Annotated in this window: 8 protein-coding genes and 1 pseudogene; 8 read left to right on the top strand and 1 reads right to left on the bottom strand. The window is 38.6% G+C overall.

The window, feature by feature from the left end; all coding sequences use genetic code 11:
* Window positions 1–127: 127 nt before the first annotated feature.
* From FFR48_RS23695 to FFR48_RS23720, 6 genes and pseudogenes are all read left to right on the top strand, one after another.
* A pseudogene (locus FFR48_RS23695) lies at window positions 128–871 on the top strand (Rpn family recombination-promoting nuclease/putative transposase); the annotation flags it as partial.
* Between the two features lie 314 nt (window positions 872–1,185).
* Window positions 1,186–2,211 carry a phosphate acyltransferase PlsX gene (gene plsX, locus FFR48_RS23700; RefSeq protein ID WP_137669064.1) on the top strand — a complete coding sequence of 342 codons (1,026 nt, stop codon included), beginning with the start codon at window positions 1,186–1,188 and terminating at the stop codon, window positions 2,209–2,211.
* Window positions 2,212–2,352: 141 nt separating this feature from the next.
* Complete coding sequence (locus FFR48_RS23705) at window positions 2,353–3,354, top strand: beta-ketoacyl-ACP synthase III (protein ID WP_137669067.1); 1,002 nt, start codon at window positions 2,353–2,355, stop codon at window positions 3,352–3,354.
* Between the two features lie 199 nt (window positions 3,355–3,553).
* Window positions 3,554–4,435 (top strand): ACP S-malonyltransferase, encoded by an 882-nt coding sequence (fabD, locus tag FFR48_RS23710; protein ID WP_137669068.1) that lies wholly within the window; start codon window positions 3,554–3,556, stop codon window positions 4,433–4,435.
* 60 nt (window positions 4,436–4,495) lie between these two features.
* Window positions 4,496–4,870, top strand: a complete 375-nt coding sequence (locus tag FFR48_RS23715) for a DUF433 domain-containing protein (protein ID WP_187040080.1) — start codon at window positions 4,496–4,498, stop codon at window positions 4,868–4,870.
* Window positions 4,867–5,259 carry a DUF5615 family PIN-like protein gene (locus tag FFR48_RS23720; RefSeq protein ID WP_137669065.1) on the top strand — a complete coding sequence of 131 codons (393 nt, stop codon included), beginning with the start codon at window positions 4,867–4,869 and terminating at the stop codon, window positions 5,257–5,259. Before FFR48_RS23715 ends, FFR48_RS23720 begins: the two co-directional genes overlap by 4 nt.
* Window positions 5,260–5,447: 188 nt before the next feature.
* Here the strand turns inward: FFR48_RS23720 and FFR48_RS23725 are convergent, their stop codons facing one another.
* Window positions 5,448–5,639 (bottom strand): DUF2795 domain-containing protein, encoded by a 192-nt coding sequence (locus tag FFR48_RS23725; protein ID WP_096566750.1) that lies wholly within the window; start codon window positions 5,637–5,639, stop codon window positions 5,448–5,450.
* A gap of 304 nt (window positions 5,640–5,943) precedes the next feature.
* On the opposite strand from FFR48_RS23725, the gene FFR48_RS23730 reads away from it, so the two are divergent.
* Together FFR48_RS23730 and FFR48_RS23735 are read left to right on the top strand one after the other, a co-directional pair.
* The gene (locus FFR48_RS23730; protein WP_137669066.1) at window positions 5,944–6,582 is read left to right on the top strand and encodes a lysophospholipid acyltransferase family protein; all 639 of its coding nucleotides are present in this window, start codon (window positions 5,944–5,946) and stop codon (window positions 6,580–6,582) included.
* 101 nt (window positions 6,583–6,683) lie between these two features.
* A complete protein-coding gene (locus tag FFR48_RS23735) occupies window positions 6,684–6,980 on the top strand; it encodes a DUF2288 domain-containing protein (protein ID WP_096566755.1) in 297 nt (98 codons plus the stop codon).
* Window positions 6,981–7,119: the final 139 nt, after the last annotated feature.

Genomic DNA, 7,119 nt, shown 5'->3' on the forward strand with positions numbered 1-7,119 from the left:
TCTCTTGAAATCCCCAAAAATGCACACTTTTTCCGGTATACCCTTCAAAACCCTTGCACTAATTTCTGTGTTTATCAGCCTCTAACCTTTGATATATCAAGGTTTTAGGTTTATTCAGCAAACCCTAGTTAAAGTCTTAAAAACTGAACTCAGCATAGAACCAATCCGCGCAGATTCCGTTATATTGCTACAAACAAAAAACAGAATCCTACATCTAGAATTTCAAACCAACACCAAATCAGACACTCCCATCCCGTTAAGAATGTTAGATTATTTTGTCAGATTAGTTAGACAATATCATCTACCTGTTACCCAAGTGGTGATTTTCCTACAAGAAACCACAAATGAAATTGCTTTTACTGATGCTTATGTTGATGAAATGACAACTCATCGCTATCGAGTCATCCGAATGTGGGAGCAAGATTCAGATTTCTTTCTCCATAACCCAGCATTATTACCCCTAGCACCATTAACAAAAACAAATTCCGCACCAGAGTTATTATCCCAAGTAGCCAGAGAAATTGCTAAAATTGCAGATGTACCAGCCAGACAGAATACTGCTGCTTACACAGAGATTTTAGCAGGTTTACGATTCGAGAAAAATCTAATTCGTCAATTATTGAGCGAGGATATTATGCAAGAATCTGTAATTTATCAGGATATTTTGCAAAAGGGAGAATTAAAAGGAGAACAAAAAGAAGCTTTCCGGTTCTTAAATCGTCAGTTAAATCGGCGCTTTGGGGAAATAGATTCATTCATAGTTGAAAGGATTCGCTTATTATCTACCGAACAATTAGAAATATTAGGAGAAGAGTTTTTAGACTTTTCTGAAATATCTGATTTAGTTACTTGGTTGGATAGGCAAAATTAAATAAATTTAGATATATTTAGGGCAATTCAAACATAACATATTGCCCTAAAAAAGCCAATTATCTTAATCATAGCTACTTGAAAGTAAATTTTAAATATTATAATATAGTAATATTACTGAATTAAATATTTGAGTAAATGCTTCATATACATAAACAACTGGGATTATACAGATATAGACATAAATAAATTGCTTAGTTGCAGAAAAAAGAAAATATAGTTGCTGAAGGCGCTGAAAAACCTTTTTTCTGGAATTTTTAATTGTTGAGTGTTGCGATCTGATAAAATTTGTAAGGTTTCTTTGAGCTAGGAGCAATGGGATCGACTGGTGTAAGCATCGCAATTGACGCTATGGGAGGGGATTACGCACCCGCTGAAATCGTCGCTGGCGCATTACGAGCGAAAGAAGAATTGGGTGTGAAAATCTTGTTGGTAGGTGATCAGCAACAAATTGAAGCTGTCATACCGCCAAAAACCAATATGGTAGGATTAGAGATTGTTCCGGCACAGGAAGCGATCGCAATGGATGAAGAGCCTTTAAACGCGGTCAGAAAAAAGCGTCAGGCTTCTATTAACGTGGCGATGGATTTAGTTAAAAACAAACAAGCAGATGCAGTATTTTCTGCTGGTCACTCTGGAGCAGCAATGGCATCAGCTTTACTACGTTTAGGCAGATTACCAGGAATTGATCGTCCAGCCATAGGCACAGTATTCCCCACCATTAAAGCAGGTACGCCAGTATTAATACTGGATGTTGGTGCAAATGTAGACTGTCGCCCTAAATTTTTAGAGCAGTTTGCAGTCATGGGTTCAATTTATAGTCAATATGTTTTGGGAATGCCTGAACCCAAAATAGGATTATTGAATATCGGTGAAGAAGACACTAAAGGTAACGAAACAGCCCTCCGCGCCCATCAATTATTAAGGGAAAATACCCAAATTAACTTTGCTGGTAATGCGGAAGGACGTGATGTATTATCAGGGGAATTTGATGTCATCGTTTGTGATGGCTTCGTGGGTAATGTGTTATTAAAATTTGCCGAAGCAGTAGGAGGAGTAATTTTACAAATTCTGCGGGAAGAACTACCCCAAGGTATCCGGGGACAAATTGGTACAGCAATTTTAAAACCTAACCTGAAACGGGTTAAACAGCGCATGGATCACGCAGAACATGGCGGTGCATTACTATTAGGCGTGAATGGGATTTGTTTTATCGGTCATGGTAGTTCTGAAGCACCTTCTATTTTTAGTGCTATTCGTATGGCCAAAGAAGCTGTAGACAATCAGGTATTGCAAAGACTACAGTCACAATATCAAATTCTACAGAGCGAGAGTGATTAGCCTTCTGTGAGCGAGAATCCATAGTCATTTGTCATTAGTCATTAGTCAATCATGAATGGGGTTTGCTGACTGTTGACTGCTGACTTCTGACTGCTTCTTGACAACTGACAATTGACAATTGACAACTGGGGAGATTTAGGAGTGCAGAATTTATTCCTACATGGTATAGCAATTACAGGTAGTGGCTCGGCAGTACCAGCAACTAGGTTAGACAACCAGTTACTAACTCAACTGGTGGAAACTTCTGATGAGTGGATTACCACAAGAACAGGAATTAGTCAACGGCAGTTAGCATTACCGCCAGAATCATTGACTACACTAGCTACCGATGCCAGTAAACAGGCGATCGCATCCGCGGGAATTAAACCAGAAGATATTGATTTAATTTTGCTGGCAACTTCTACCCCAGATGATTTGTTTGGCAATGCTTGTCGCATTCAAGCTGAATTAGGAGCAATTAAAGCAGTAGCCTTTGATTTAACTGCAGCCTGTTCGGGGTTTGTGTTTGGACTGGTGACAGCAGCCCAATATATTAGAACAGGAGTTTATCAAAATGTACTGTTGATAGGCGGAGATATCCTCTCTCGTTGGGTAGATTGGCAAGATCGGCGCACTTGTGTGCTGTTTGGCGATGGTGCTGGGGCGGTGGTATTGCCAGCAAATAAGAGCGATCGCCTATTAGGATTTTCCCTGAAAAGCGATGGTAGTCAAAATCACTATCTCAACCTGGGTTATCAAGGCACTACAAAACAGGTTAGTCCAGATATTCATGTACCTACAGGCACTTATCACCCCATCACCATGAACGGTAAAGAAGTATATCGTTTTGCTGTTCAGAAAGTTCCAGAAGTCATAGATAAAGCTTTATTTGAAGCTCATCTCAGCGTAGATCAAATAGATTGGCTGATTTTACATCAAGCAAATCAGCGGATTATTAACTCTGTAGCTGATCGGTTAAATATTCCTGAACATAAAGTAATCAGTAACGTTGCCCATTATGGTAACACCTCTGCTGCTTCCATTCCCCTCGCATTAGATGAAGCAGTAAGGCAAGGAAAAATTAAACCAAATGATATCATTGCTACCTCTGGTTTTGGTGCTGGTTTAACCTGGGGTGCAGCTATTTTTCAATGGGGAAGGTAGGTGACAGGTGACAGGTGACTGGTGACTGGTGACTGGTGACTGGTGACTGGTGACTGGTGACTGGTGACTGGGTAATCAATTTCATTTTTCCCAATTACCAATCACCAATTACCAATTACCAATTACCAATTACCAATTACCAATTCCCAATTCCCAATTCCCAATTCCCAATTCCCAATTCCCAATTCCCAATTATCAAATGACAAAAACTGCTTATGTGTTTCCCGGACAAGGTTCGCAAGCCTTAAACATGGGAATTGATCTACTAGATATAGCATCTGCTAAGGCAAAATTTGAGGAAGCTGAAGCAATTTTAGGGTGGTCTGTGAGTGAAATTTGTCAAAATGACGAAGCAAGATTATCACGTACACTTTACACCCAACCTTGTTTATATGTGATCGAAAGTATTCTCGCGGACTTATTACGAGAAAAAGGAGAAAAACCAGATTTAGTTGCCGGTCACAGTTTAGGAGAATATATTGCTCTTTATGTTGCTGGTGTTTTTGACTGGTCTACAGGTTTACAATTAGTCAAACGTCGTGCAGAAATTATGGATAATACTGCTGGGGGAATGATGGCAGCATTACTTAATTTTGATCGCGAACAATTAGAAAAAGTAATTGCAGAAACCCCGGATGTAGTGTTAGCAAATGATAATAGTCCCGCACAAGTCGTAATTTCAGGAACTCCCGAAGCTGTACAAATTGTAATGTCTAATGTCAAAGCAAAACGGGCATTACCTTTAAAAGTTTCCGGTGCATTTCATTCCCATTTAATGGCAGCAGCATCACAGGAATTTCAAGAAATATTAGATAGTATAGTTTTTCAAACAGCAGAAGTTCCCGTTGCTTCTAATGTTGATCCAGTTCCTGTTACTGATGCAGAAATTTTAAAACAACGTTTAACTCAACAAATGACTGGTTCAGTACGGTGGCGAGAAATTGCATTACAATTACCAAAAAATGGGATTACCAAAGTAGTAGAAATTGGACCAGGTAATGTTTTAACTGGTTTGATTAAGCGGACTGTTGAAGGTATGGAATTGAAGAATATTCGTAATACTGGGGAGTTGCCAAGTTAGGGGAAATTAATTCACAATTAAATTAGGTTGAGCAGATACAACCTTTAGGAGTTGATGGATATGAAAACTGTATATAATGGACAATCAGGTATCATTCGCACAGAACGGGGACTAATTATAGCCGGAACTCGGATTACTTTGTGTGATGTGATGGACTATGTAAAAGCTCAGTATCCACCTAAGTTAATTCGTGAAAAACTGGGACTAAGTGATGCACAGGTGAATGTGGCTTTAGACTACATAGAAAATCATGCTGTGGAAATAGAAGCTGAATATCAAGAGTTTCTGCAAAAATCAGCAGAAATTCGCCAATATTGGCAAGAAAAAAACCGTGAACGATTTGCCAAAATAGCAACTCAACCTGCTAAAGTTGGCCAGGAAGATTTACGCGCAAAACTGCAATCTTGGCAAGAACGCATCACATCCCCATTATGAATTTTCTCATTGATTATAACTTAACAGGGGACTCGGTTTTATTTTGGGGAACACTTGCGGCTGAAGGTTGGATTGATCTGTTATCAATTCGTTTTTTTACCTTTAAACAAGCTGGATTAGAGACAGATAGCAGTGACAAAATTGTATGGCAATTTGCTCAAGCAAACCAAATGATTCTGATCACAGCTAATAGAAATATGAAAGGAACTGATTCATTAGAGCAAACAATTCGAGAGGAGAATACAGATACTTCACTACCAATTATTACTATTGGAAATCCTGATCGATTTGATGAGCGCATTTATCGAGAAAAATGTGCTGCTCGCCTAGTGGAGATTATATTAGATATTGAAAATTATATGGGAGCAGGTAGAATTTTTATTCCTTGAAGCTTTTTATTGTAGATATTATAAGAGTACCGCTGCTATTCTTAGCTGAAGAAATAGTAATGAATAGTGGGATTTAAACATAAATTATCAGTATTTTTTGCCTAAATCCCACTATATATCAAATGCCAAAAAGTAGCTAATGAACTAGACATGAACTAGACAGACAAGAACGGAAACTTATTCAAAAATTATCTAACTTGACCAAATTCGTGTTCCACGTCTGCCATGTTTTCATATTCACGCTCTGGCATTTGTCGGAGAACGTCAATTACTTCCTGACTTGCATTTTTCTGTCTGGCATGGTTAACCAAATCTTCTTTATTTGCAGGAAAATCTATGCCACTAAGACTTCTGGAAATATCAATTGCTGATACTGCCATAACCTAACCTCTATATAATAATTGGTCGTTTAATATCTAGGCTATTAGTGTTCTCTCCATATATTCTCTACCTGCGGTTGCATCTTATTTTGATGTTTATGTTGAATATTGAGCATATCTTTGAGGATAGGGAATAGGTAATAGGGAATAGGGAAGATAAAACAATTAAAAGTAATTAGCCGGATATAAAATGCACCCTTGAAAACGCTTTCATCTGTAAATATGCTAAATCTACCTTTGTTCATGGACGAAAAGCGATCGCCATAGCTTATTCTAAATAATAGTCTTATTTAAAATATCTTCCGTGACCAGAGAACGCGAACCTTTTATTAGTTTGGCACTTTACCACGCTTTCAAGTGGTCAGTGCTTAGCCCCATGCTACACGCTTACTTCGGGGGTAAAATTTATGGGGTGGAAAATGTTCCCAAAACTGGACCATTGGTGGTAGTTAGCAACCATGCAAGTTATTTTGATCCTCCCATAGTTTCTAACTGTGTATGTCGGCCAGTTGCATACATGGCCAAGGAAGAATTATTTAAAGTGCCTGTTTTAGCCCAAGCTATTAAATTATACGGTGCTTATCCCGTCCGTAGGGGTACTGCTGATCGTGCGGCTATTCGTGCGGCTTTAGAATATTTAGAGAATGGTTGGGCTGTAGGTGTGTTTTTAGAAGGAACTCGCACCCCAGATGGTCGTATTCATGATCCCAAAAGAGGTGCAGCACTGTTAGCTGCAAAAGCCAAAGCGCCTTTATTACCGGTGAGTTTGTGGGGGAGTGAAAACGTTGTCCAAAAAGGTACACCTATTCCTCGTAAAGTCCCGATGACTATTAGAATTGGTAAATTGATTGATGCGCCAACTTCTACAAATAAGGAAGAATTAGAAGCTATAACTCGTAAATGTGCAGATGTAATTAATGAAATGCACGATTTAGGAAGATAGGTGATTGGGTGAAATTTAACTAATGACTAATGACTAGTGACTAATGACTAATGAATTGCAAATTATGTACAATTGAGATCCTAACAAAACTGTGAAAAATTATGTCTGATTTAAGAGAAAAATTAAAAGAAAATCTGGATGAAGCGGAATGGGATTGGCTAGTTCCCCATGCACAAAGAGATGTGATAATTGTGGTAGCAGATGGGTTAGATTTGCTGGATGTGGGAGAAGCGATCGCAACTGATAATATTCCCTCTGTGCAAAATTGGATTGATGAACAATTGCTGGCCAAACCTTCACCAGAACAATTAGGAAATTGGAATGGCGATCGGACTAAGAGGTTTAACGCTTTAATTGTTGAACCTTACGTTTTAGTGCAAGAAAAAGCTGTTGTTTAACAACTCATAATTCCAGGGTAAGCTCATCTAATTTGGTATAAAATGAACTTGACAAAAGAAACAAGATAAGCAGCAGCGAGCAGAGAAAAATTTGACTTGACATGGGAGCAAAAGAAGTGAGATGAGGAGATAAGCTCCC

The organism is Sphaerospermopsis reniformis, from assembly GCF_005402885.1.
In the GTDB taxonomy this organism is placed as follows: domain Bacteria; phylum Cyanobacteriota; class Cyanobacteriia; order Cyanobacteriales; family Nostocaceae; genus Sphaerospermopsis; species Sphaerospermopsis kisseleviana.

Coding starts and splice junctions, on each gene's coding strand:
- plsX (WP_137669064.1), top strand. CDS start 1,186: ATGGGATCGACTGGTGTAAGCATCGCAATTGACGCTATGGGAGGGGAT.
- fabD (WP_137669068.1), top strand. CDS start 3,554: ATGACAAAAACTGCTTATGTGTTTCCCGGACAAGGTTCGCAAGCCTTA.
- FFR48_RS23715 (WP_187040080.1), top strand. CDS start 4,496: ATGAAAACTGTATATAATGGACAATCAGGTATCATTCGCACAGAACGG.
- FFR48_RS23720 (WP_137669065.1), top strand. CDS start 4,867: ATGAATTTTCTCATTGATTATAACTTAACAGGGGACTCGGTTTTATTT.
- FFR48_RS23725 (WP_096566750.1), bottom strand. CDS start 5,639: ATGGCAGTATCAGCAATTGATATTTCCAGAAGTCTTAGTGGCATAGAT.
- FFR48_RS23735 (WP_096566755.1), top strand. CDS start 6,684: ATGTCTGATTTAAGAGAAAAATTAAAAGAAAATCTGGATGAAGCGGAA.